The sequence below is a fragment of the Microbacterium sp. MTN4-26 genome (assembly GCF_042846595.1).
GTDB lineage: Bacteria > Actinomycetota > Actinomycetes > Actinomycetales > Microbacteriaceae > Microbacterium > Microbacterium luteum.
The window spans coordinates 217,782-242,827 of sequence record NZ_BTGO01000002.1 but is presented as its reverse complement, the minus strand read 5'-3'; the positions used below and the strand labels follow the sequence as shown (position 1 = coordinate 242,827).

The 25,046-nt window shown below is 69.2% G+C and carries 22 protein-coding genes; 7 read left to right on the top strand and 15 right to left on the bottom strand.

Translation table 11 applies throughout. The annotated features are described in order from the left end of the window. Window positions 1–14: 14 nt before the first annotated feature. The gene (locus ACGG9C_RS02625) at window positions 15–449 is read right to left on the bottom strand and encodes a Fur family transcriptional regulator (RefSeq protein ID WP_194383497.1); all 435 of its coding nucleotides are present in this window, start codon (window positions 447–449) and stop codon (window positions 15–17) included. A 122-nt stretch (window positions 450–571) separates the two neighbouring features. On the opposite strand from ACGG9C_RS02625, the gene ACGG9C_RS02620 reads away from it, so the two are divergent. Next, on the top strand, window positions 572–1,381 hold the full coding sequence (locus ACGG9C_RS02620; RefSeq protein WP_194383498.1) for an aquaporin: 810 nt from the start codon (window positions 572–574) through the stop codon (window positions 1,379–1,381). Here the strand turns inward: ACGG9C_RS02620 and ACGG9C_RS02615 are convergent. After that, window positions 1,378–2,373 (bottom strand): stage II sporulation protein M, encoded by a 996-nt coding sequence (locus tag ACGG9C_RS02615; RefSeq protein ID WP_194383499.1) that lies wholly within the window; start codon window positions 2,371–2,373, stop codon window positions 1,378–1,380. The two genes, ACGG9C_RS02620 and ACGG9C_RS02615, sit on opposite strands and share 4 nt — an antisense overlap. 16 nt (window positions 2,374–2,389) lie before the next feature. Here ACGG9C_RS02615 and ACGG9C_RS02610 point away from each other — a divergent pair, with 16 nt between their 5' ends. Next, window positions 2,390–3,211 carry an RDD family protein gene (locus ACGG9C_RS02610; RefSeq protein WP_194383500.1) on the top strand — a complete coding sequence of 274 codons (822 nt, stop codon included), beginning with the start codon at window positions 2,390–2,392 and terminating at the stop codon, window positions 3,209–3,211. Between the two features lie 350 nt (window positions 3,212–3,561). Here ACGG9C_RS02610 and ahcY read toward each other — a convergent pair whose 3' ends face one another. Both ahcY and ACGG9C_RS02600 read right to left on the bottom strand, forming a co-directional pair. Then, window positions 3,562–5,034 carry an adenosylhomocysteinase gene (ahcY, locus tag ACGG9C_RS02605; protein ID WP_390178206.1) on the bottom strand — a complete coding sequence of 491 codons (1,473 nt, stop codon included), beginning with the start codon at window positions 5,032–5,034 and terminating at the stop codon, window positions 3,562–3,564. A 57-nt stretch (window positions 5,035–5,091) separates the two neighbouring features. Further along, window positions 5,092–5,298: a DUF3499 family protein gene (locus ACGG9C_RS02600; protein ID WP_194383502.1), complete on the bottom strand. Its 207-nt coding sequence runs from the start codon at window positions 5,296–5,298 to the stop codon at window positions 5,092–5,094. 66 nt (window positions 5,299–5,364) lie between these two features. On the opposite strand from ACGG9C_RS02600, the gene ACGG9C_RS02595 reads away from it, so the two are divergent. Continuing rightward, complete coding sequence (locus ACGG9C_RS02595; protein WP_071044746.1) at window positions 5,365–5,805, top strand: metallopeptidase family protein; 441 nt, start codon at window positions 5,365–5,367, stop codon at window positions 5,803–5,805. Between the two features lie 16 nt (window positions 5,806–5,821). Here the strand turns inward: ACGG9C_RS02595 and ACGG9C_RS02590 are convergent, their stop codons facing one another. The 4 genes from ACGG9C_RS02590 to manA form a co-directional block, all read right to left on the bottom strand. Beyond that, window positions 5,822–7,231: a DUF5719 family protein gene (locus ACGG9C_RS02590; protein ID WP_194383503.1), complete on the bottom strand. Its 1,410-nt coding sequence runs from the start codon at window positions 7,229–7,231 to the stop codon at window positions 5,822–5,824. Beyond that, window positions 7,228–10,077, bottom strand: a complete 2,850-nt coding sequence (locus tag ACGG9C_RS02585) for a glycosyltransferase (RefSeq protein WP_390178205.1) — start codon at window positions 10,075–10,077, stop codon at window positions 7,228–7,230. The genes ACGG9C_RS02590 and ACGG9C_RS02585 overlap by 4 nt, the downstream gene beginning before the upstream one ends. Before the next feature lie 83 nt (window positions 10,078–10,160). Continuing rightward, complete coding sequence (locus ACGG9C_RS02580; protein ID WP_075807113.1) at window positions 10,161–10,481, bottom strand: WhiB family transcriptional regulator; 321 nt, start codon at window positions 10,479–10,481, stop codon at window positions 10,161–10,163. A 187-nt stretch (window positions 10,482–10,668) separates the two neighbouring features. Further along, the gene (manA, locus tag ACGG9C_RS02575) at window positions 10,669–11,853 is read right to left on the bottom strand and encodes a mannose-6-phosphate isomerase, class I (RefSeq protein ID WP_390178204.1); all 1,185 of its coding nucleotides are present in this window, start codon (window positions 11,851–11,853) and stop codon (window positions 10,669–10,671) included. A 63-nt stretch (window positions 11,854–11,916) separates the two neighbouring features. On the opposite strand from manA, the gene ACGG9C_RS02570 reads away from it, so the two are divergent. After that, window positions 11,917–13,317: an O-antigen ligase family protein gene (locus tag ACGG9C_RS02570; protein ID WP_390178203.1), complete on the top strand. Its 1,401-nt coding sequence runs from the start codon at window positions 11,917–11,919 to the stop codon at window positions 13,315–13,317. After that, a complete protein-coding gene (locus tag ACGG9C_RS02565; RefSeq protein WP_286794223.1) occupies window positions 13,314–14,663 on the top strand; it encodes an O-antigen ligase in 1,350 nt (449 codons plus the stop codon). The genes ACGG9C_RS02570 and ACGG9C_RS02565 overlap by 4 nt, the downstream gene beginning before the upstream one ends. Here ACGG9C_RS02565 and ACGG9C_RS02560 read toward each other — a convergent pair. After that, entirely contained in the window at window positions 14,651–15,391 is a 741-nt protein-coding gene (locus tag ACGG9C_RS02560; protein ID WP_288420035.1) for an ABC transporter ATP-binding protein, read from the bottom strand. The two genes, ACGG9C_RS02565 and ACGG9C_RS02560, sit on opposite strands and share 13 nt — an antisense overlap. A gap of 2 nt (window positions 15,392–15,393) precedes the next feature. Beyond that, entirely contained in the window at window positions 15,394–16,182 is a 789-nt protein-coding gene (locus ACGG9C_RS02555) for an ABC transporter permease (RefSeq protein WP_288420036.1), read from the bottom strand. Between the two features lie 128 nt (window positions 16,183–16,310). On the opposite strand from ACGG9C_RS02555, the gene ACGG9C_RS02550 reads away from it, so the two are divergent. After that, window positions 16,311–18,221: a glycosyltransferase gene (locus ACGG9C_RS02550; protein ID WP_288420037.1), complete on the top strand. Its 1,911-nt coding sequence runs from the start codon at window positions 16,311–16,313 to the stop codon at window positions 18,219–18,221. Next, window positions 18,218–19,222, top strand: a complete 1,005-nt coding sequence (locus ACGG9C_RS02545; RefSeq protein WP_286793376.1) for a glycosyltransferase — start codon at window positions 18,218–18,220, stop codon at window positions 19,220–19,222. The genes ACGG9C_RS02550 and ACGG9C_RS02545 overlap by 4 nt, the downstream gene beginning before the upstream one ends. 35 nt (window positions 19,223–19,257) lie before the next feature. Here ACGG9C_RS02545 and ACGG9C_RS02540 read toward each other — a convergent pair whose 3' ends face one another. From ACGG9C_RS02540 to glf, 5 genes are all read right to left on the bottom strand, one after another. Continuing rightward, window positions 19,258–20,487: a polysaccharide pyruvyl transferase family protein gene (locus tag ACGG9C_RS02540; protein ID WP_286793375.1), complete on the bottom strand. Its 1,230-nt coding sequence runs from the start codon at window positions 20,485–20,487 to the stop codon at window positions 19,258–19,260. Then, window positions 20,484–21,458: a lysylphosphatidylglycerol synthase domain-containing protein gene (locus tag ACGG9C_RS02535; RefSeq protein WP_288420038.1), complete on the bottom strand. Its 975-nt coding sequence runs from the start codon at window positions 21,456–21,458 to the stop codon at window positions 20,484–20,486. The genes ACGG9C_RS02540 and ACGG9C_RS02535 overlap by 4 nt, the downstream gene beginning before the upstream one ends. Window positions 21,459–21,461: 3 nt before the next feature. After that, window positions 21,462–22,535: a nitroreductase family protein gene (locus ACGG9C_RS02530; RefSeq protein ID WP_390178202.1), complete on the bottom strand. Its 1,074-nt coding sequence runs from the start codon at window positions 22,533–22,535 to the stop codon at window positions 21,462–21,464. 35 nt (window positions 22,536–22,570) lie between these two features. After that, window positions 22,571–23,686 carry a glycosyltransferase family 2 protein gene (locus ACGG9C_RS02525; protein WP_286794725.1) on the bottom strand — a complete coding sequence of 372 codons (1,116 nt, stop codon included), beginning with the start codon at window positions 23,684–23,686 and terminating at the stop codon, window positions 22,571–22,573. A gap of 129 nt (window positions 23,687–23,815) precedes the next feature. Next, window positions 23,816–24,952: a UDP-galactopyranose mutase gene (glf, locus tag ACGG9C_RS02520; RefSeq protein WP_286794722.1), complete on the bottom strand. Its 1,137-nt coding sequence runs from the start codon at window positions 24,950–24,952 to the stop codon at window positions 23,816–23,818. Window positions 24,953–25,046 lie beyond the last annotated feature (94 nt).

Sequence of the window (25,046 nt, the reverse complement as noted above, 5' to 3'; positions counted from 1 at the left end):
GAAGTCTTCGTTGGTCATGCGGCTGCGGCGGAGCACGGGGCGCACACACCCCAGAACGTGACTTCGGCGGTGTGCACCGCGAAGCCCCGCGTGTCGGACGGGTGCAGGCACGGCGCTGCGCCGGTCACGCAGTCGACGTCTTCGACGCGTCCGCACTGGGAGCAGACGAGATGGTGATGGTTGTCACCGACGCGCAGTTCGTAGAGCCCGGCGTGGCCCGCCGGCTCGATCCGACGCGCGATGCCCGCCTCGACGAAGTCGCCGAGAGCGTTGTAGACGGACTGCTTGCTCGTACCGGGGAGACTCTCGCGCACGCGATCGAAGAGCGGTTCAGCCGCGATGTGCGCGGCGCCGTGGAGGGCGGAGAACACGGCGCGCCGCGTGTCGGTCACCCGCAGCCCGGCACCGCGCAGGGACGCGTCGACGTCGTGCGCATCCGGGTTGGTCATACCGCCCACCTTACCGTTCTTTTGACATATTCAAAACAACGAGCGGCTGTCGCGCAGGTGGCGCGCTCTGGTCGGCGCCGGGGCCTGCCAGTACCCTGAGCGCATCGGAAAGGAGGCGCGCGATGAGCAACGATCCGCGTCCTGAGAAATCCATCCCACCCACCGACCTCGAACACACCCCGCCGCCGGGCGGACCGACCCTCGGCGCCAAGCTCGCCGCGGAAGGGTTCGGAACCTTCCTGCTCGTCTTCGGACTCATCGGAACAGCGCTGTTCGCGAACCACTTCGCCGATGCCGAGCGCGTCTTCGCCCCCGGGATCGTCTATATCGCCGCCTCGTTCGCCGTCGGACTCGCGGTGATCATCGGCGCCTACGCGTTCGGTCCGATCTCGGGCGGGCACTTCAACCCCGCCGTCACCCTGGGCCTGGCCGCCGCCGGCAGGTTCCCGTGGCGCGGCACACTCGCCTACATCGGCGCTCAGATCGTCGGCGGCCTCGTCGCCACCACCGTGCTGGTGCTCATCGGCCTCTTCGGCCCGGCGGGCTGGCTGCCCGCCGCGCAGGACAGCGGATTCGCCAGCAACGGATGGGATGCGCTCTCGCCCGGTGGGTTCGGCATGCCGGCGGCGATCATCATCGAGATCATCCTCACGGGGCTGTTCCTGCTCGTGATCCTCGGTGTCACGCACCCCACCCGCGGCACGACATTCGCGGGCCTCGCGATCGGGCTGTCGCTCACCCTCATCCACTTGGTGAGCATCCCCGTGGACAACACCTCGGTCAACCCGGCGCGGTCCCTGGCGACGGCGGTGTACGGCGGCGGCGAGGCGCTCGTGCAGCTGTGGGTGTTCCTTCTGTTCCCCGTGGTGGGTGCCGTGCTCGCCGGCTTCGCCTATCGCGCGCTCTTCGACAGCGAGGTCGGCGGCTCCTAGCCCGCGTAGAGGGTGGGCGTGCCGGCCTCGTACTCGGTGAGGTCACCGGTCTCCCCGGCACGGCGGGCCCGCCCTCCCACGACGACCATGTAGAACACGAAGGCGCCGAGCGCGAGCGCTCCGATGCCGATCTTGACCGGCCACGGCCAGGGCTGCGCGGTGACGAAGCCCTCGATGAGACCGGCGACGGCGAGCGCCAGAACGAGCCCGAGCGCGACGGTCGCCAGCGAGCGCCCCGCCTCGGCGAGCGCCTGCCCACGGGAACGCCGTCCGGGCGCGACCCAGGCCCAGAAGATGTGCAGCCCGGCCGCCCCCGCGACGAAGATGCAGGTCAGCTCCAGCAGGCCGTGCGGGAGGATGTAGAGCACGAACACGTCACCACGGCCGAAAGCGAACATGATCGCGGCGGCCGTGCCCACGCCCACCGCGTTCTGCACGAGCACCATGATCGGCCAGATGCCGGTGATGCCGAACATCACGCACTGCGCGGCGATCCACGCGTTGTTGGTCCAGACGGTGCCGGCGAAGACCGCCGCGGGATTCTCGGAGTAGTACTCGGCGAAGTCGTTCTCGGCGTACTGCTCCAGCGCCGCCTGAGGTCCGAGACTCGCGACGAGCGCCGGGTCGGCGGCGACCCATGCCGCCACGATCGCGCCCACGGCGACGAAGGCGACCGCGATGACCAGCGTCGTCCATCGCAGCCGGTGGAGCGCCGCCGGCAGCTGCAGGGCGAAGAAGCGCGGGATCTGCCGCAGCACGTTCTCGGGAGCACCGGTCAGGCGCAGACGCGCCCGGGAGAGCATCGTCGAGACGTGGTCGCCGTGCGGGGTGCGACCGGCCGAGGTCTTGATGTCGGCGAGGTCCGCGCTCGCCGACCGGTATCGCGTGACGAGCTCGTCCACCTCGTCGCCGGTGGGCCGGCGCGTGCGGCTGAGCGCATCCAGACGGTCCCATTCCTCGCGCCGGGCGGCAGTCAGGGCGTCGAGGTCCACCTGGTTAACTGTACCCATGAGCACGCCGGCGCCGACCGTGGTCGAGATCCACCAGGACGAGGTGCTCACCGGTGAGGCCGTCGCTCTCGACGTGCAGCCGGTCGGCTTCTTCCTGCGGGCCCTCAGCGCCCTGATCGACGTGCTCGTCGGCATCGCGGTGCTCCTGCTGTTCGTGGCGATCGTCGGATGGCTCGGGAGCCTCGGGATGCTCGACACCGACGTGCTCCCCATCGTGACGATCGTCGTCGCCGTGCTGGTGATGGTTGTCATCCCGACCACGGTCGAGACGGCCACGCGGGGTCGCAGTCTCGGCCGACTCGCCGTCGGCGCGCGGGTCGTGCGCATCGACGGCGGCGCATCCGGATTCCGGCAGGCCTTCATCCGCGCCCTCACCGGAGTGCTGGAGATCTGGCTCACCCTCGGTGCGCTCGCCGCCGTCGTCGGCGCGTTCACCCCGCGCTCCCAGCGCCTGGGCGACCTGCTGGCCGGCACCTATGCGGAGCGCACGCGCACGCCGGCGCTGCCTGCGCCCGCACCGGGTGTGCCATCCTCGCTCCTGTCGTGGGCCGAGACCGCCGACGTGGCGCACCTCCCGGCCGGCCTCTCCCGGCGCATGGCGCAGTTCGTGCGGCAGGCCGATCACATGATGCCGGGCGCGCGCAGCCGCGTCGCCCTGTCACTCGCCGAGGAGGCCGCCTCGCACGTCTCCCCCGTGCCGCATGCCGACCCGGAGACGTTCGTGCGCGCCGTCGTCGCCGTCCGCCGCGACCGCGAGCTGCGCGCGCTGGAGCTGCAGTCGCAGCGCGTGGCCCGCCTCACCCGCGGCCTCGGCGCCTGACGGCTCCGGCGCCCGCCCCCGCGTCCCGGCCCCCGGGCCCCGGGCCCCATCCGTCCGTCCCCCATCCGCCCCTCCCCCATGTCCCACTTTCTGCGCTCATTCGGCGCCAGACCATCAGAAACTGGGACACGCTCCGGGCCGCACCGCATCCATGTCCCACTATCTGTGCTCATTCGGCGTCAAACCGACAGGAAGTGGGACATGCAGCGGAAGCGGCGTAGAGGCCGGGGCCGCGTGCACGGCAGCGGCGCGCACCCGGCGTGGGCCCGGCCCGCGGGAAACACCCTGGCCGCGCGCACCACGGCAACGGCACCCGCGCGGGCTCGGCCTGCGGCACCACCCCGGGCGGGTCAGTAGCGGTAGTGGCCCAGCTTGTAGGGGCCCTCGACCGGAACCCCGAGGTAGGCGGCCTGCGCCTCGGTCAGTTCGGTCAGCTCGACACCGAGCGCGGCGAGATGCAGGCGGGCGACCTTCTCATCGAGCACCTTCGGCAGCACGTAGACGCCGAGGGGGTACTGCTCCGGGCGCAGGTAGAGCTCGATCTGCGCGAGAACCTGATTGGTGAACGAGGCGCTCATGACGAACGAGGGATGCCCGGTGGCGTTGCCGAGGTTCAGCAGGCGCCCTTCGCTGAGCACCAGCACGCTGCGGCCGTTCGGCAGACGCCACTCATGCACCTGCGGCTTGATCTCGACCTTCTCGACGCCTTCGAGAGCCTCGAGCCCGGCCATGTCGATCTCGTTGTCGAAGTGACCGACGTTGCCGACGACGGCGAGGTGCTTGAGGCCGAGGAGGTGCTCCGCCGTCACGACGTCGCGGTTGCCGGTGCCGGTGATCACGATGTCGACGTCGCCGAGGACGGTGTCCAGGCGCGCGACCTGGTACCCGTCCATGGCGGCCTGGAGCGCGCAGATGGGGTCGACCTCGCCGATGATGACGCGGGCGCCCTGACCACGGAGGGCCTCGGCGGCGCCCTTGCCGACGTCGCCGTAACCGGCGACGAACGCGACCTTGCCGCCCATGAGCACATCCGTCGCCCGGTTGATGCCGTCGGGCAGCGAGTGGCGGATGCCGTAGACGTTGTCGAACTTCGACTTCGTGACGGAGTCGTTGACGTTGATCGCGGGGAACAGCAGACGATCGGATGCGGCCAGCTCGTAGAGACGGTGCACCCCGGTGGTCGTCTCCTCGGTCACGCCGAGGATTCCGTCGGCCATACGCGTGAAGCGCTGCGGGTCGCGGGCGAGGCTGCGACGAAGCGTCTCGAGCACGACGCGGTACTCCTCGGAGTCGCCCGCGACGGCGTCGGGCACCGCACCCGCCTTCTCGAATTCGACGCCCTTGTGCACGAGCAGGGTCGCGTCGCCACCGTCGTCGAGGATGAGGTTCGGGCCGTCGAAGCCCTCCGCCGACCAGTCGAAGATGCGGTCGGCGAGGTCCCAGTACTCCGCCAGCGTCTCGCCCTTCCAGGCGAACACCGGAACCCCGCGCGGCTCGTCGACCGTGCCGTCGGGGCCGACGACGACGGCGGCGGCGGCTTCGTCCTGGGTGGAGAAGATGTTGCAGCTGGCCCACCGCACCTGCGCACCCAGCGCGACGAGCGTCTCGATGAGCACCCCGGTCTGCACCGTCATGTGCAGGGAGCCGGCGATGCGCGCACCCTTCAACGGCTGCGACGCGCCGAACTCGTCGCGAAGGGCCATCAGGCCCGGCATCTCGTTCTCCGCCAACCGCAGCTGGTGGCGACCGGCGTCGGCGAGCGAGAGGTCGCGGACGGCGTGATCGGGAACGGTGCGGGTCGGCGCGGCGGTGTCGGAGGACATGCCTTCCATCATCCCACGTCGCCTGCGGGCACATGCCGACGCGGACCGGCGGTCAGGTCACACCTGCAGGGTCTCGTGGCGGATGACGACCCACCCGCGCGGTACGGACAGCCGATCGGTGTGGGCGGCGCACAGATCGTGCGCGTGCGGATCGTTCGCGCGACCCAGGGGTCCCAGGGCGGCCATCTGGTCGCCGTAGTCGTAGGTCAGGGTCGACACCGCCTCGCGGGCGCATCCCACTTTGGAGCAGAGTCTGTCGCGCATCGGTCTCACCCTAGTGAGCGGTTCCGACAGCATCCGGATGCCGCGCCGCGCACCTAGGATGGGGCCATGGCGTGGAGACGTGCGAAGCCCTCGGCGACACCGGCCCGCCGGCCCGCCCGCCACGGCCGCCACGGGCGCGTGGGCCGCAGCCCGATCGTGCGCCCGCCGCTGCCTCCCATCGACACCCGCATCGAGCGTTTCGACCTCGCCGTCGGTGCGGCGGCGGAATTCCTGCGCTCGGCGTGGGACGACCTGCGCGACGTGAGCTTCGAGATCGGCGACATGCCCGGGGAGACCGGTGATCGCGGCATTCCGCGGTGGACGGTGGACACCACCCGCAAGCGCATCATCGTGTGGCGACTGCCCATCGAGCGGCTGAGCCACCTGCACCGCGACGACGACCTGCACCGGCGCATGATGATCGAGAGCTGCGTGTTCCGCGCGGCCGCGGAGTATCTCGACATGGATCCGTGGGATCTCGGCCCCGAGCGGTTCCGCTACTTCTGAGCCTCCGCCTGCGGGCTCACGGGTAGACGGTGATCGCGTCGGAGGCCGCTTCGGACGGCCACACCGGGTAACCGGCGAGCGCGCCGTCGCCGCTGAAAGACAGGCCGGCGTGGATGCCGTCGCCGCCGTCGTCGATGCTGTAGACCATGCGCGCGGTCAGCCGGAGCGTGGTCGACGTGCGCGCGGCGACGACGACCTCCTGCTCGTCCGAGCCGTCGATCGCGGCGATCGCGACGGTCATCTCCGTGTCGGTGACGTTCGCGAGGGTGAGCTGCGGCTCGGGACCCGCCGGCGTGGCGAACGTGCTCGGCGTGCCGAGTTCGGGCGCCGGCATGTACCACGCGAAGTCGGCCGCCTCACCCGATCCCGTCGCCTGCCACACCGAGGCGAGCAGCTCGACCTCACCGGTCACCTCGACGGTGTACTGACCGACCTCGAGGCCGCCCAGTTCCGCCTCGGTCGGGATGCCCGCCGTCAGCTCGATGGTGCGCTCGACCACGACCGACTGCAGGGCGTCGGATGCGGTGACCCGCACCGTCGCGGTCGTGTCGGTGACGGGCGCGAGCAGGCGGAGCACGGTGCCGGGCTCGTCGTCCTCCGGCTCGTCGGCGACGCCCACACCGGTGATGACCTGGCTCGTCTGCGGTGCGGAGACGGCGGATGTCTGCTCGACCCCTCCGGCGATGAGGCCCCGCGTGATGCTGGACTGTACGGATGCGTGCACGGGCGCGCCTACGGCGGTCACGCGAACGACGGGGCTGGCTTCGCCGAGGATGAGCCCGGCGAGGGGGATGATCCGCTGGCTGCCGGCTGCCACGACGACGTCGGCGCCGCCGGGGGGTTCGATCGCGCCCTGTGCGCCGTAGACGGTCAGCTGCACGGTCGCCGCGACATCGCCGGGGTTGGAGAGCAGCACGAGGTCGGCGGAGCCGGTGGCGGTGGATCCCGCAACGAGCCAGGATTCCATCAGCGCCGGCCGGCAGGGGGAAGCGGCGTAGCCGCGCAGGTCTTCGTCGGCGACGGTCGCGGAGCCGGCGGCTGCGACGTCGACGCGGTCCTCGCCGTCGGGCTCCGCGACCAGGGCGACGGCGCTCTCCTCCTCGCCCAGGGTGGGGGCGGGAAGCGCGGTGAGTTCGGGATCGGCGTCGGCTTCGCTCGTGCCCAGCGTGAAGGTGGAGTCCGCGGCGGAGACGATGCCGGCCGCATCCTCGACGTCGCGCCCGGTGGCCAGCAGATCGCCCGTGCACGCGGCGATGCTCTCCTCCGCCGCGGGACGCTCCTGGATCGACGGCGCCGTGCGGTCGATCTGCGGCCACGGCACCGACACCGCGGTGACGACGGCCACGACGAAGCCGATCCCGACCAGGGTGCCCACGAGCATCCGGGCGCTGGTGGTCGCCCAGCGGAAGGTGCGCTTGTCGCTCATGTGCCCTCCTGCCAGTACGGGCCGACGATGCGCGAGGTGCGTCGCGCGCCACGGCGGGATGCGGCGGTCGGCAGCGCGAGAAGCAGCGCGATGACGACGACGAGCAGCTGCGCGGCACCGACGACGACGGCGATCTGCGCGACCCACGCCGGTGCGGCTGCGCGCGGCGCGACTTCGTCGGCGACGCGCCACAGCACGCCCTTGCTGGTGTCGCCCACCGGGTCGAGGCCGTTGCGCTGGTCGAGCGCGGTTGTCGCCGACAGCTGCAGTTCGCGAGCGCCGGATGCGTCGGGGTCGGCCGGGGGCGCCAGCAGCACGAAGCCGACGCCGTGCGCGGCGAGCCGGTCGACGGCGTCGTCGGCGGTGGAGGTCACGAGATCGACGGCGATGTCGGCGAGTTCGCGATCGGCCGCCGTCGGCACGGCGCGGGTGGACAGGAGGGTCGTCTGTCCGCCGAGCGTCTCGCTGCCGCCCCACACGATCTCGGCCGACAGTCCGCCGTCGGACTGCGGGGTGAGCAGGATGGTTCCGACGTCGGGGTCGTCGCGGCCCTCGGCGGCGACGTATGCCGGCAGGGTGCTCTCGGGGCCGTTGGTGAGCAGGCTGGCCTCACGGGCGAGGGCGGTCAGCGACGGCACGGCCAGCACCACGAGCGCGAGCGCAGCCGCGATCGCGATCGATCCGCGGGCGGACGACAGCCGTGGCGCGAGCCCGGCGTCGAGGGCGACCGCCGCCGCGCCGACCGCGCCGATCCACGCCAGACTGAGCCCGCTCCCCGGCCACACGGCGATCGTGAGCGCCTGGTCGAAGATGACGACGATGCCGACCGCGACGAAGGCGGTGCCGAATCCGAGCGCAGAGATCACCAGCAGCGTCACGCCGGCGGCCCAGCGCTGGGTGAGCGGGGCGAAGAGCGCGAGCACCGCCACCGGCGCCGACAGCAGCGGCACCCACCAGGTGGCGACGCCGGGGAGGAACTCCTGCCACCCCGCCATGTCCGGGGTCGGGATGCCGGCGGCAAGCAAGCCCCGACCGGCCGGATCGGCCGCCACCTGTGGGCCCGCCCACGGCACCCCGGGGTCGGCGAACAGGGCGAACACGTCGCCGGTGCGCACCTGGTCGACGATCAACGGCGCGAAGAGCACGACGGTCGGGATGACGAGCCAGATGAGCCGCGCGACGCCGTTTCCGCCGCGCATCACGACCGACAGGATGATCGCGCCCGTCCACACCACGGCGAAGGCGGGGGCGAGCGACGGAGCGCACGCGACCACCGCGGCCAGCAGCAGCGAGGCCACCCCGGAGGCGACCCAGGTGCGATGCGCGATGGAGCCGGCGTAGAACAGCCACGGCAGCAGCAGGTGCACGAGGACGGCGGTCGGCCGGCCGTCGACGAGGGCCACGAGGAACATCGGCGCGAGCGTCCACAGTGCCCCCACCATCACCCGCAGCGAACCGCGATCGGTCACGCGCACCGCCGCGAACCAGCCGCCGAGGGCGGCGAGCGGCAGCGCGAGGATCCACAGCACGACGATCGCGTGCGACGGCTCGAACGGCGACAGCGAGCCGATGACGGCGATGACGGCCGAGAACGGGTCGGCGGCGCCGATGGTCTCCCAGCCGAGGGGGCGCAGGCCGAAGGTCGCATCCGCCCACAGCTGCGCGACGGTGGCACGGAGGGGCTGCAGCGCTCCCCCGCCGAGCACGGGCCACGCCAGCAGGCTCGCGAACGAGGCGACCGAGACCACGAGAGCGGCGAGCACGAGCCACGCGCCGCCCTTGGTGAAGAAGCCCAGCTCGCCGCGCACCGGCGCGGAATCGACCACGCCGCGGTCTTCGTCCAGGCGCTGGCGCAACTGATGTCCGGTGAACCGCAGCGGGGCGATCTGCGCCCACGACGCCCGGCGGGTGCGACGGATGCGGCCGCGTGACCGTGCGATCGCGGGCACGCGCAGGGCGACGACGACCGCCGCGGCCCACTGCGGCCAGACCAGGCCCGGCTGCTTGCGCACGAGGAACACCGCCGACAGCCACAGGGCCAGCGGCAGCAGCGAGAGCCAGTGCAGGAACACCGCCGGAGCGGGCGCGTAGGCGAGGCGTCGATGCAGCTGGGCGGTGCGCACCGCGCGCGCCCCGCGGCGCCGGGCTCGGCCGTTGCGCGGGGCGGGCAGGCCCGCGACCCCGTCGCCGGCGACGGCCACGAGCGCGGTCGGAACGAGCGAGATGCGCGAGCCGGCCAGTCGCGCGCGCACCGCGAGATCGAGCCCCTCGTCGGCGCCGCCGAGGGCCGGATCGATCCCCTCGAGGGCACGCCACGCGTCGGATCGCACCAGCACGCCGCGCACGTCGGAGCCGAGCACGTCGTGGGTCACGTCGTGCTGCCCCTGGTCGAGCTCGTCGTCGGCGAGGCCCACCGAGCGCCCGGTGGCCGTCATCGACACTCCGAGCGAGACGATCTCGGAGCGGTCCTCCCACCGCACGAGTTTCGGAGCGACGAAGGCGACGGAGGGCGCCAGCTCGAGGGCGCCGGCGAGGCGGGTGAGCGCGTCGGGCTCGGGGGCGGTGTCCTGCGCGAGCAGCCAGACCGCGTCGCCGTCGAGGCGGTGGGTGCCCAGGGTGGTGGCGGCGGCGAAGGAGGTGCCGGCGGAGGCGGTGATGACCGACTCCGCACCGGATGAGGCCGCGAGTTCACGAACGGCGGCGTCTTCGCCGCAGATCACGATCGTCAGCGCGTCGACGGGGCGCCGCTGCTCCTTCAGCGCCGCGAGGGTGCGCCGCAGGTGGAACGCGGCCGACGGACGACCGTCGGGGCGCACCACGAGGAGGGCATGGACACGGGCGGGCATGGCCAGGTAAGCCTATGCGGGCGGCGCGACGAGGGTCGCGCGCACGCGCCGGAAGCGCCGCATCCCGCGGCGGCAGTGGCGGATCAGCTCGCGCGGCGCTTGAGCTTGCGCCGTTCGCGTTCGGACAGGCCGCCCCAGATGCCGAACCGCTCGTCGTTCTGGAGCGCGTACTCGAGGCATTCGTCACGCACATCGCACGAGGTGCAGATGCGCTTGGCGTCGCGCGTCGAGCCGCCCTTCTCCGGGAAGAACGCCTCCGGGTCGGTCTGGGCGCACAGCGCGTCTGTCTGCCACGCGAGTGCATTCTCGTCGTCGGTCTCGGCTGGACGTCGCACGCCCGGCACGCCGAGCTGTACGGGATCGACGAACCAATTCTCGGGAACGCCGGAACGGTAACCCGTCATCTTGCTCTCCCACCTCGTGGTTTCCCCCCACGCCGGTCCGCGTGTTGGGAATAATTACACAGGTGTAGTTCCTCACGGTCAAGTCGCAGATCGTAAAGCCTCACCCCCGGGTTGAAGCTTCGCGACGCGCCGTCGGCGTGTCGCGGCAGATCACGATGCGGCCACGAAGTCGGGCGCTCGGATGCGGCTACGCGGCCGAGCCCGCGGGTGCGGCGATGGACCCCGTTGACGCGATGAACACCGTGCCGGCACCGCGCAGCACTGCACCTTCGGCGTCGGGCGTGACGAGCACGGCTCGTCCGGGCGTGAGGGCGAGGTCGTCTCCCGCGGACTCGACCGTGACCTCGCCGGCCGTCGCGAGCAGGATCGCGGTGTCGGCGACGGGCACCCGCACCGGGGTGTCGGCCCCCACATCCGCCCGGCGCAGCGTGAAGTCGGGCGCGGGGGTCGGATAGCGCCACAGGCCCTCGCCGACCTCGTGCGCGTCGACGCGGGGCGCCGGGCCGGGCGACGGCGTCAGCACCGAGACGAGTTCACCGACGTCGATGTGCTTCGGGGTGAGACCCCCGCGCAGCACGTTGTCGCTGGCGGCCATGAGTTCGACCCCGAGCCCCGCGACGTAGGCGTGCAGCACGCCGGCGGGCACGTAGAGCCCCTCCCCCGGTGCGAGCGAGACGAGGTTCATGAGCATCGCCACGATCACACCCGGGTCGGACGGGTAGGCGTGCGCCAGGTGCGCAACGAGATCGAGCTCGGCGTCGAAGCCGGCGCCGCGGGGTGCGTCGAGGGCCGCACGGATCAGCGCGTCGACCTCATCCTGCGCTTCGCCGGAGAGCAGCCACGCGATGACGGCGGAAAGGGACGCCTCCGCATTGGTGTCGTCGAGGCGGGCGGAGAGCACCGCGCCCGCGGGGCCGAGCAGCGCGAGCAGCCGGCGGGTGTCGGCGAGCGCGCGCAGGCCGGCGAGCGCCAGGAACTCGTCGCTGACGGCGACGATCAGCTCGGGCTTGTGGTTGTCGTCGCGGTAGGTGCGGTGGCCCGCGTCGCGCGGGATGCCGGCCTGCTCCTCCCGCGCGAAGCCGGCCTCGGCCTGATCCTTCGACGGGTGCGCCTGGATCGACAGCGGCGAACCGGCCGCGAGCAGCTTCATCAGGAACGTCAGCTTCGCCGGGGCTCCCGCGGCGCCGCCTTCTTCGGCGAGCCATGCGTCGAGGGTGCGGCCGTCGGCTGTGATCGCCGGGTTGCCGGGGTGGTCGCCCAGCCAGACCTCGGCTTCGGGCCGTCCGGTGGGGTCGCGACCCTCGAGGCGGGCGATGAGATCGGTCGAGCCCCAGGCGTAGTCGCGGGGGGTGTTCGTCAGGGGAACCAGCACGCCTCCAGACTAGGGCGACGCACACCGCGTCTTCACCGGCGATCCCGGTACCCTGAACACCTGATGGCCGTCCACACGAAACACCCGGTGTCGGCGCCGCCGGCCGCCCCCGCCCGCGAGAAGACCGGTCACCTGCTGCTGCGCGCGTGGTGCATCTTCGTGCTGACCCTCGCCATCGGCGGCGTCTCGTGGGCGAACGCGTTCGGCGTGCCCATCGCCTCGGTGATCACCGTTGTCGCCGCAGTGGTCTCGGTGGCGCTGTGGTTCACGATCCGCCCGCCGGTGCAATGGCGGCGCCTGCCCTGGTACGCACTGGTCTACGTCGCGTTCGCGGCGGCGTCGGTGCTGTGGTCGGCCTGGCCGGCGGCGACGGCGATCACGTGGTCGCTCCTGGCTCTCACGACCTTCCAGGCCCTGTTCGTCGGGGGCGTGCTCACCTGGCAGGAACTCGTCCGCGCGATCTCGTCCGCTCTGCAGTGGGTGCTGTCGGTGTCCCTCCTGTTCGAGCTGTTCGTGTCGGTCGTGCTGCAGCATCCGGTCATGCCGCAGTTCGCGGAGGCGCCGGAGGGGGTCGATCCGATCGTCTACTGGTCGCGCGACAACCTGTTCGACGGCGGCCGCATCCAGGGGGTCTTCGGCAACGCGAACCTGCTCGGGATCGTCGCCGCGCTCGCGATCATCGTGTTCGCCGTGCGCTACGCGTCGCAGACGCCGAAGCGGCACGGGCAGCTGTTCTGGGTTGTGCTCGCGGGCTACCTGCTTCTTCGTGCCGGCTCGGCGACCGCTTACCTCTGCCTCGCCGGCGCAGCATTGGTGCTGGCGACCGTGCTGCTGATGCGCACCGCGAAGCGACCGGGTGAGCGCACCAAGTACTACGTCGCCTACGCGGTGATCGGCCTGGGCGGCGGGCTCACGCTGTGGTTCGGCCGCGACCTGGTCTTCTCCGCGCTGGGGCGCGACTCCGACCTGACCGGCCGCGAGATGATCTGGGATGCGGTGCTGACGCGTGCGGGCGAGCACCCGTGGGCGGGGTGGGGCTACTCCACGCCGTGGGTGCCGTGGGAGGCGCGCATCGACGGGTGGATCATCGATCATGACCAGACGGTGATGCAGGCGCACAGCATGTGGGTGGATGTGTTCTTCCAGCTCGGCGTGATCGGACTCGTGCTCATCGGCCTCGCCTACTTCGCCTTCGTGTGGCGGTCGTGGTTCTTCGCCGTCGACCGTCCGCGCTGGGACCTGCGGGCCGACCGGCCCTACTCGGCGCTGTCGCTGCTGCCGACCCTCACCGGGGCGGTGCTGCTGGTGCAGGGCTTCTCGGAGTCGAATCCGCTCATGCTGTGGGGCTGGATGTTCGTGGTCATGTTCGCGTTCAAGATCAAGCAGTCGCCGCACATCGGCGAGGGGCCGATCGAGCAGCGCCTCGCGATCGAGCGGGGCGAGCTGATGAAGCAGGAGCCGTGACACCGGCCGCGCGCACCGCGTGGCTGACCGGCCTGCTGGCCTCGGCGCCCTTCGCGCGCGCCTATACCCTGACCGCCCTCGGGGCGGTCTTCTCCTCCTTCGCGATCGAGCGCACCGCCGGACTCGTCTCGTACGTGACGATCATCGTGGGCCTGTGCGTGCTCGGGCTCGGGATGCTGCTGGCGCGGCGCCGCGAGATCTCGCTCCTGCGGCTGGTGCCGGTCTCGGTGGTGCTCTTCGTGGCGTGGGCGCTCGCCAGCGCGTTCTGGAGTTCGGATTCCTCGGAGACCTGGTGGAACTGGGTGGCGCTCGCCGGCATCGCGTTCCTCGCGATCGTGATCGGCCACGTGCGCGACACCCTGCAGACCGTGCGGGCGCTCGGCGATGTGCTGCGCGTGCTGCTGGGGGCCTCCCTCGTCCTGGAGATCCTCTCCGGCATCCTCCTCGATGTGCCCTTCCGGTTCCTCGGCGTGCAGGGCAACATCGCCACCGAGGGGTCGATTCAGGGCATCTTCGGCACGCGCAACCTTCTCGGGTTCGTCGCCGTCATGGCGCTTGTGACGTTTCTCATCGAGTACCGCACGCAGTCGGTCCGGGTCGGCGTGTCGGTCGTGTCGGTGGTGCTCGCGGGGGCGCTGGGGTTCTTCAGCGACTCCCCCACCGTGCTCGTGCTCGCCGTCGGCGTGGGAGCCGCCGTCGCCGCCCTCGCGTGGGTTCGGCACACACGAGCCGAGCGTCGCGGCGCGGTGCAATGGTTCCTCGGTGGCGTCGTCATCGTCGGGCTCGTGATCGGATACGTCGCGCGGCATCCGATCGTCGCATTCCTCGGCGCGGGCACCGACTTCTCCACCCGCGTGACGCTCTGGAACACGATGGTCGACTACGTGCGGTTCGCCCCCATCGAGGGACAGGGGTGGTATGGCCCGTGGGATGACACCGAGTGGCCGTTCAATGCGCTCAACTACGTGCTGAACGCCGACCACGCGAGCGGCCTCAACGCCTACCTCGACGTGCTGCTGCAATTGGGCTGGGTGGGGCTGCTGATCTTCCTCGCGCTGTGCAGCACGGCGCTGGTGCGCTCATGGCTCGACGCGAGCGAGCGGCGCTCTGTCGTCTACGCCTGGACGCCGCTGATGCTCGTGACGCTGCTCATCGACTCGATGTTCGAGTCGTTCACCCTCTCCGGCCTCGGGTGGCTGATGCTCGTGCTGTGCGCGGTGCGCGCCGGCCAGTCCCGGTCGTGGCGCGCCCGCCTCCGCAGCGGTGAGGAATCGCCCGGGCTCGACCCTGAGGGTCTTCCGGATCTCGGGTCGGAACCCGGCCCTTTTGGAGCTCAGGCGGGGTAATCGGCGTTGTATCGGTCGAGCACCTCGTCGAGGCTCGCATCCAGTTCGAGGCGCCCCTTCTTGAGATACAGCCCGCGCTCGCAGAAACGCCGGAGATCGCGCTCGTTGTGGCTGACGAAGAAGAGTGTCCGTCCTCCGGCCAAGAGTTTGTCGATCCGCGCGTAGCACTTCTCCCGGAACGCCTTGTCGCCGACGGCGAGTACCTCGTCGACGAGGAGGATCGGCTCGTCGAGTTCGGAGACGACCGCGAAGGCCAGGCGGACCTTCATCCCGTTCGAGAGGTGCTTGTAGGGCGTGTCGATGAAGTCCTCGAGTTCCGCGAACTCGATGATGCCGTCGAACCGTCGGTTCACCTCAGCGCGCGGCATGCCGTGCAGGCCGGCCGTGAGCCGCACATTCTCGCGGACGGTGAGGTCACCGACGAAACCGCCCGTGATCTCGATGAGGGGAGCCACTCCCCCGTCGACGGTGACAGACCCCTCGTCCGGAAGCAGCACTCCGGCGACGAGCTTCAGGAGCGTGGACTTCCCTTGCCCGTTCCGGCCGACGACCCCGATCGACTCGCCGGGGCGCACGTGGAAGGACACCTCGCGCAGAGCCCAGAACTCGTTGGGGCGGCTGCGCCGCGAAGCGCCCCCGAACAGATCCTTCAGACTCCGGCGACCCCGACGGTTCCGGCGGAACCGCACGCCGAGCCCGTCGACGTGGATGGCGGATTGCTCGCTCATCGTCACAGCTCCTTCAGCACGGCCGGCTCGAGGCGCCGGAACACCAGCAGACCTGCGACGAGGAACGCGAGGCACATGATGGCCGAGACGATGAATGCCAGAGGGTCCCACTGGTCGGGGAAGAACGCGACCCGGTACAGCGAGAAGATTCCCGCCAGCGGATTGAACGCCGCGACGGTGGGGAAGACCCCTGGGAGATCGTAGATGCCGTAGATGATCGGCGAGGCGTAGAACAGGGCGCGCAGGATGAGCCGCGTCGTTCGCTCCAGGTCTCCCCACAGCATGCACAGGGGCGCGACGAGAAGTCCGAGTCCGACCAGGAGCACAAGCTGCATGATGACGGCGATCGGGAAGAGCAGCACGCCCCACGTGAGGGTCGCGCCGCCGAGGACCGCGAAGAAGACGATCACGGGAAGGGAGAAGAGGAACTCGATCCCCTTGCTGAGGATGATCCGCGTGACCCAGATCGACCGAGGGATGGACGTCGATCGGACGAGCCGCGCGTCTTTTGAAAACGCCTTGGTGAAATCGGTGATCGACGCGTTGAACCACACCCACGGCAGGAGCGCGGTGATGAGGAAGACGATGTACGGCTCCGTGCCCACGGGCCGTTCGAACACCTGCGTGAAGACGAACCAGTAGATGAGGCTCATCACGAGGGGATCGAGGATCGACCACAGGTATCCCAGCGCACTCGTCGAGTAGCGGACTCTCAAATCCCGCGCCGACAGGAGCCAGAGCGAGTGGAAGTACCGGCGAGCGCTGCCCGGCGCACCGACGGTCTGAGTCATCACAGGCACGATCCTATGGCGCACGGAGACATCGAATGCAGAACGACGTGCAGGGATCGGCGAGGCGGCCCGGGTAGGATCGACGGCGGCTTCGCCGCAGCGTCCAGCCCAGCGCGATCGGAGATATCTTGCCGCAGGTTCTGCAGAACGTCGTCTTCCCCACCGAGCGGGATCCTGACATCCTTCCGCTGTATGCGGACCCGGAAACCTGGGCGACCATCGACGAGGAGCCCGTGCGGGTCACGAGCGTTGCCCAACTCGCCAACGTGCTGGATCGGCGACGCGCGACTGTCCCGGCTGGCCGTCGCGTGTCGTTCGCTTCCTATTTCAACGCGTTTCCCGCGTCGTACTGGCAGCACTGGACGACGGTGCGGTCGGTGATGCTCACCGTGCGAACGGCCGGCCGCGGCACGGTCCTCGTCTACCGCTCGAACGGCAGCGGGGTGAAGCAGCGCATCCTCACGAACGAAGTCGACGGCGCGGCGACGACATCAGTCGACCTCGTGCTCAACCAGTACAGCGATGGCGGCTGGATCTGGTTCGATCTCGTGGCCGACGCCGAGGACCTCGCCTTCGAAGGCGCCGAATGGACCACCGACGACGCCCCCGCCCGCGCGGGAAAGGCGTCGCTTGGCATCACCACGTTCAACAAGCCCGACTACTGCGTCGAGACCCTCGCGAACCTCGCCGACGCTCCCGAGGCGCTCGAACTCATCGACCGCATCTTCGTCATCGATCAGGGCACCGACCTCGTCGGCGACCGCCCCGAGTTCCCCGAGCTGGGTGAGCGTCTGGGCGAGCAACTCGTTGTGCTTCGCCAGCCGAACCTCGGGGGCTCCGGCGGCTTCTCCCGGGCCATGGTCGAGACACTCGCGCGAGAAGACAGCGATTTCGTGCAGCTCCTCGACGACGATGTGCGCATCGAGCCCGAGTCGATCCGCCGGTCCATCCTCTTCGGGCAGTACGCGACTACGCCGACGATCGTGGGCGCGCACATGTTCGACCTGCTCGATCGGCCCAAGCTTCACGCCTGGGCAGAGGTCGTCGACGAGCAGCCGTTCATGTGGCGCACGCTCTTCCAGGAGCGCATGCCGCACGACTTCTCCGAGGGCAACCTCCGCCAGTCCCCCACCCTCCACATGCGCCTCGACGCCGACTACAACGGCTGGTGGATGTGCCTCATCCCGAAAGAAGCCCTCGAGAAGGTCGGCCTCGCACTGCCCGCCTTCATCAAATGGGATGACGCGGAGCACTGTCTACGCGCCCGGGAGGCAGGGGTCCCGACGGTGTCGTTGCCCGGCGTCGCGCTGTGGCACGTCTCCTGGGTCGGCAAGGATGACTCGATCGACTGGCAGGCGTACTTTCACGCGCGCAATCGCATCGTCGCGGCGCTTCTGCACTCACGAGCACCGGATGGCGGAACGCTTCTGCGACACAGCCGCCGCGTCGACCTCAAACACCTCATGATGATGCAGTACTACCCCGTGGCGCTTCGCCATCGGGCGCTGCGCGACATCCTCTCGGGACCCGACCACATGTGGCGCAACCTGGCGACCGCGATGCCGGAGGCGCGCGCCCTCGCGGGAAATTTCCCCGAGACGGTCGTCCACAAGGACGACGGCAGCCCAATGCGGTCGCGGCGTGGTCGTCAGGTGTTCAAGCGGCTGCGCCGCCACGCCTATGACAGCCCGGCCGGCATGCGACTCCGGTGGTTCACCGCGACCACACTGATCTCTCACTGGCTGCACGAGCCGCGGCCGGAGAACGTCGCTCAGCCGGAAGTCGAATTCGGCAAGACCGACGCGCATTGGTGGCGCGTGCCCCTCTTCGACAGTGCGCTCGTGAGCACCGCGGATGGCGCCGGGAAGAACGTGTACACGCGAGATCGCGCAGCCTACCGACGCATGCTCGTCGAATCAATCCGCCTTCACCGCGCGCTGCGAAAGGATTGGGCGCGCCTTTCGCGCGATTACCGCGCGGCGCTTCCCGCCCTGACCTCACCGGAGGCTTGGGCCTCCAGTTTCGAGGAGGAGAAATGACCGTGACTGGGCCTGGTGTGGCAGGCGTGGAACAACACTCCTTCCAACCGGCATCCGTGACGATCGCGATCGTCACGTTCAATCGCTCGCACCTGCTCGCCGGCCTTCTCGAGAGCATCACGCGCATGGACCCGAAGCCGGGACATGTCGTGGTCGTCGACAACGCGTCCAGCGATGACACCACCGAGGTTGTGGAGTCGTTTCGCGATCGCGTCGGCACCGAGCTCATGTACCGTCGCCTCGAGTCGAACACGGGCGGCTCGGGCGGTTTCAGCGAAGGAATGCGCATCGCCTACGATCTCGGCTCCACCTGGATTTGGCTCATGGACGACGATGTCGAGGTGCTTCCGGACGGTCTCGCTCGGATGGGCGCGTGGGCGCCCCGATTCAAGAGCATTCAGGGACGCCGCTATGACTACGACGGCAGCGAGTTCTACTGGCAGTACCGCATCGCTGAGAAGATGGCGATCCCGATTCCGTTCGCTCCCGCCGGCTTCGACGAGTCCGGCTACAAGGAGATGAACTCCGGCTGCTTTGAGGGCATGTTTATCCACCGGGACATCGTGAGGCAGATCGGCCTTCCTGACCCGCGGTTCTTCATCTACTGGGACGACCAGCTGTACGGCTGGCTGGCGTCACGCGTCACGACGTCGGTCATCGTCGACGAGTTCGTTCTCCGCCGTACACGCGAGATCAAACAGTGGGACATGGGCGTCCGCCACATGAATGCCTCAAGCAACGCGTACAGGTACTACATCATGCGCAACCGGGCCATCATCAAGAAGTACTATCGCGCCAACGGCGTGTATCACCCGCTGCTGTTTGGGCTGGGGACGTCGCTTACGTTCGGTAAGGAACTCATTCGTCTCTTCTTCGTCGAGCGCACGGTGCGAGGCACCAGCAATCTGTGGCGCGGCCTGCGAGACGGACGGATCATCGGACGCGACGGTGACTTCAGAACCATGCCCTCGCTAGCGGAAAACTCTGCCGCAGGTAACTGACCCACACAAAAGGACCGGACGGTCGTCGCGAGCGTTCACCGATGCGTGCGCACAACCTGCGCGATGAGTTCGGCCTGCTCAATCGATCGCGCCTTTACAACCGGCAGATGTTCATCGAGCTTCCGTTCCACAACCGCCCGAGCATCCTCGAGTGCCTCGAAGCGTTCCACCAAGTACTCGAAAGTCAGCATGTCGTGGCCGAAGGCCCACTCCTCTAGGTCGAACATCTCGAGCACCTCGCGGTACTTGTGGCTCCACCCGATCACGAGCGTCGGAACCGCCATCGCGAGCGATGAGACCATCGCGTGGAAGCGGCTGGCAACGAAGAACGAGCACCGCCCGATCAGGTAGCGCAGCTGCTGCGAGCTGAGCTCCCGATCGACGAAGAGGAGGTCGTCACCCAGCGTGAGCCGAGAGTGGATCTCACTGCACAGCGGCAGATCGTTGTTGTGAGTCTTGTCGGTTCCGGTGCGCACGCTATGGGGCAGGAGGAGCACGCGCTTGCCCTGTGCGCGCACGTGCCCGATGAAGTCGACGATCTGCCCTACGTAGTCGCCGCCGCGTGCGTCGACCTTCTTCTGCAGCACCACGCTCGGGCACACGCCCACCACGTCCTCGTCGAAGAACGACAGATCGAGATGACGGGACACCTGCTCGCCCTCGGTGCCTTCGAGCTCGAGCGAGAAGGCGTAGTCGGCGCCCGCGACGAGGTTGGTCAGTCCCAGCCCCTCGGCGTACTCGTGGGTGATGCGGCCGCGCGTGACGACCGTCGCTGCCTTGGGCAGGAAGGTGCGCGACGCCCAGCGGTTGATCGGATTCTGGAACGGGCCGACGGCCTGGGCGCACTTGAAGACGGGCGTGCGGGTGTTCAGCGCCGGCAGGATCGATGCGACGTTGTACAGGAGGAACTTCTCGCGCCCGTCGGTGAAGGTGATGCCGCCCTGGTCGAGCAGCACCGACGAATCGGCGAGTGCGCGGATCACACGCGAATGGCGACGCAGCGTCCCGCGCAGGAACGGCAGGACGCGGTAGGCCAGCGCGACGGTGTTGATCGTCACGCCCAGCTGACGCGGATTCGCCGGCAGGATCTCGAGGTTCGGGTACGGGTTCTGCGCGGCGTCTTCGCGCGGGTACATGCTGAGCAGCGTGAACCGGGGGTCGTCGAGTCGCTCGCCGAGGGACTGGATCGCCGCTTCGAGCATGGCGGAGGCGCCCTTGTTGCCCGACAGGGCTGAGCCGATGATGGTGATCCGCGGACCGGTCATGGTCGGTACTCCTTGGGGATGGTGCGGCGGATGCCGACGTAGATGAGAGCGACGAGGCCGTCGCCGACGGTGCTGAGGAGGCGCGCGAGGAGGCTGATGACGATCGCCTCCGCGACGGGGATGTACTGGCTGAGGACGAGCACGATGACGGCCTCGCGAACTCCGAGACCGCTGGGCACGAAGAACGCGAGGATTCCGATCGCACCGGCCAGCACGTAGGCGGCCGCGAAGGAAAGCCACTGCGTGGGCGGGACCGCGCTGACGGTCGCGGCGATCATTACGAAGCCGATGCCGTTGAGCGCACGGGGCCCGAGGAATCCGACGATGTACGCGAGCGTCCGCCCGGTCGACAGGAAGTACTCCTTCGGCACCTCGCGCTTGAGCGCGCGCCGCGCGGGGATGCTCACGAGGCGGTGGAAGACCGGCGGGTACAGCACCGCCGCGAGCGGCACGAGCACGAGGACCGGCAGGACCAGCAGCGTCGCATTCTCACCGAAGATATCGGGCCCCAGGCTGAGCAGCAGGATCACGGCGCCGGGGACGATCGAGGCGAACTGCAGGAACACGTTCTCGTACACGAACGTGATGAGCACGAGCGAACGGCTGACGCCCTTCTTGCCCGCCCAGACGACCTTGTTCACCACGGACCCGACCTGGCCGGGAATGTATTTGAGCAGCCACGAGGCGCACTGCACCGCAATCGCCTCCGCCGCGCTCACGCGCCCGTCGGGGTCGGTGTCGAGCACGCGCACCATGCGTCCCCACAGCAGGCCCGTCAGGGGGACGGCGAGGGCGAAGATCACCGTCGCGGCGATCCACCAGGGGCTGAAGGCGAGCTGCTCGGCGGCGATCGCATCCCAGTTATCCCACAGTGCGACGGCGAAGAAGTACCCGACGACGCCGACGACGAGGACCGTCAGCGCCCAGCGGAGCGCGCGACGTCGCCAGCGCGGAGCGGATTCCTCGGCCATGCGTCAGTTGAAGCGGCGGAAGGTGTCCAGCTCCTTCTTCTGCGAGTAGGGCACCATCCCCTCCGGGTGCGCATAGCCCACGGCGATCAGCATGACGACGCGGTCGGTCATCGACAGTCCGAGCGTCTTCTGCATCTTGCGCTCGAGAGGCTCGAAGTCGGGCCAGTTGATGACCGAGGAGCTCAGCCCCAGGGTCTCCAGGGCCAGCATGAACTGCATCGCCGCGAGGGAGCTGTCGACGTAGATGGCGTGACGATCGCGGGGGCTGAAGTACGACTCGAGCTTGCCGACGACGACGACGATGGCCGGGATATTGTGCCCATAGCCGGCGGCGCCGAACGGGATCGATGAGACACGGCGCACGGCCTCGGGGTCGTCGAAGACACGGAACTCGTACGGCAGCCGGTTGCACGCCGTCGGCGCCTGCCGTCCGACCAGGAGCGCGCGGTCGATCTCCTCGCGCGGCACGGGGCGCTGGTCGAACCAGCGCACGCTACGGCGCTGGGTGACGAGGCGCTCGAGGTCGTCGTACGACAGATTCGAGAGCTGCTCTTTCGGGTGCGGCACCTTGCCCGTGAACTCCCCCGCATAGCCGGCGGCCATGAACCGTGCACGCGCGGCGTCGACCGTGGCGTCATCGCCCGTTACCGACCGAAAGTACTCCGTGAGCACATCATGCGCCCAGTCCATCTCGCTCTGCTCCATGGTCCCGGGGGCCGCGGCGAACTGCGCGACGGCCTCCTCGTAGAACTCGATGGTCTCGGTGATGTAGTCGCGCGCGAAGACATCCCGACGGGGCCGCATGATGAGGCCCTTCTCGAGACGGTGCACGTTTCGGCGCAGCTCGACATGCGACAGGCGGTCACGGTGCTTGTTGCGGTAGTAGTCGCGGCGACCGCGCAGCACGGCGGACTGCTCGCGGTTGAACGTGATCGCGCTGACGAAGAACCACAGGTGGGTCAGGATGCGGCTCGAGCCGAACGTCTCGAGCACCACACGGTTGACGAACTCGTAGACCCGGCGGATCCAGGTGATCGCGAGCAGATCCTTGGCGATGCGCTTGAGCGTGTTCAGCACGCAGACTCCTGTCGGCGGAAGGGGGCGGAGGGCGGTCAGGCGCCGTGCGCGGCACGCGCCTCGGCGTCATCGGCCCATTCGTGTTCGGGCGCGATGGTGGCGACCGGGTCGGCGCCCGAGAGCACCGTCTCGACCGCCCGGGGACTGATAGCCAGCGAAGGATGCTGCGCGGCGTCGTCGGGACGCACGGCGTTCGGATCGGTGATGCGCTCCGGCGCGTACTGCAGAAGCTTGATGCGCTCCAGCGCGTCCTCGACGAGGGTGCGGTTGGTGCGCAGCATGTCGGAGATCACGAGGAGCGCGACGCTCAGGAGCGCGCCGACCAGCATGGCCGAGCCGAAGATGAGCGATTGGATGTGGTCGCCGGCGACTCCCATCCAGCTGAGCACGAGGAAGCGGCCGAACGGGATCGCCGCTCCGATCAGGAAGACGACCGCCAGCGTCAGGAAGACCGCGTGCGGCTTGAACATCACGTAGCTGCGCATGATCGCCTGCGCGGAGCGCCCCATGTGCTGGAAGATGTTCGAGAACAGGCGCGACTCGCGCGTCTTCGGGTTGGTCTTTACGGGCACGCTCGCGATGCGCAGGCGCTTGTTGCCCGCCTGGATGATCGTCTCCATGCAGTAGCTGAACTGCGTGACGACGTTCAGGCGGATGAGGGCCTCGCGCGAGTACGCGCGGAAGCCGCTCGCGGCGTCGGGAAGGTCGGTCTCGGCGGCGAAGTTCACCACACCGCTTCCCACGCCCTGCATGATTTTCTTAAAACCCGAGAAGTGCGCGATCGTCTTGGTCTGCCTGTCCCCGATGACGATGTCGGCCTCGCCGCGCAGGATGGGCTGGACGAGGTCGGCGATGCGCTCCTGCGGGTACTGGTTGTCGCCGTCGGTGTTGATGACGATGTCGGCACCGTGCTGGAGCGCGTAGTCGACGCCGTCGCGGAACGACCGGGCGAGTCCCATGTTGCGGGTGTGGAAGACGAAGTGCTCCACGCCCAACTGTCGGGCGACCTCGACGGTGCGATCGGACGATCCGTCGTCGACCACCAGCACGTGGATCTCGTCGACACCGTCGATCTGCTTCGGGATCCCGGCGAGCACGAGCGGGAGGGTTGTCTCCTCGTTGAGGCAGGGGATCTGGATGAAGATGCGCATGTGTCTGGAGAGGCTTTCGCGATATGGTCGGCGGGATGGGCCGCAGGGCGGCGGATCCGGCTCCGACCGCGGCCCAATTCTAACCGACGGGCCCCGACGAGCCGTCCGGCACCGCGCGCCGCCCGCCGCTCAGGCGAGGGTGTTGCTCCACAGCGACAGGGCCGAGCCGATCGCCATGTGCATGTCGAGGTACTGGTAGGTGCCGAGACGCCCGCCGAAGTGGACCTCCTTCTCGCCCTTCGCGAGCTCGCGGTACGCGAGGAGGCCGCTGCGGTCCTGCGGGGTGTTGACGGGGTAGTACGGCTCGTCCGCGCGCTCGGCGAACCGGGAGAACTCCCGCATGATGACGGTCCGGTCGGCCGGATGACGGTCTGCGCGCTCGGGGTGGAAGTGCTTGAACTCGTGGATGCGGGTGTAGGGCACATCCGCATCGGCATAGTTCATGACGCTCGTGCCCTGGAAGTCGCCGATCTCGAGCACCTCCTGCTCGAAGTCCAGCGTCCGCCACGAGAGCGCGCCTTCGGTGTAGTCGAAGTACCGATCGACCGGACCGGTGTAGACGATCGGGAGTCGGCCCACGGTGGCGGCCTTGTTCAGCGGCTGGGAGTCGTCGAAGAAGTCCGTGTCGAGGCGCACCTCGATGTTCGGGTGGTCGGCCATGCGCTCGAGCCAGGCGGTGTACCCGTCGGTCGGAAGCCCTTCCCACCTGTCGTTGAAGTACCGGTTGTCGTAGGTGTAGCGCACCGGCAGCCGGCTGATGATCTCGGCCGGCAGATCCTTCGGATCCGTCTGCCACTGCTTGGCGGTGTAATCGCGGATGAACGCCTCGTAGAGGGGGCGCCCGATGAGCGCGATCCCCTTCTCCTCGAGGTTCGCCGCGCTCTTCGCGTCGAACTCCCCCGCCTGCTCCTGCACCAGCGCGCGGGCTTCGTCGGGCGAGTAGGCCGCCTGGAAGAACTGGTTGATAGTGCCGAGGTTGATCGGCAGCGGGTACACGACGCCGCGATGGTTCGTGTACACCCGGTGCACGTACGAGGTGAAGGATGTGAAGCGGTTCACGTACTCCCACACCCCGGGGTTCGATGTGTGAAACAGGTGCGCGCCGTATCGGTGCACCTCGATGCCCGTGGACGGTTCGGGCTCGCTGTAGGCGTTCCCGCCGATGTGGGGCCGGCGGTCGATGACGGTGACCTTGCGTCCCGCCGCGGCCGCCCGCTCCGCGATCGTCAGGCCGAAGAAGCCGGAGCCGACAACGAGAAGATCCATATGGTGCGCTTTCTGAATCGGTGCGACGACGCGATCCGCGCGCCTCGTATGGGGAGTCGCCGGAGCGTTGAGCACCTGTCCAGCAGACGGTCTA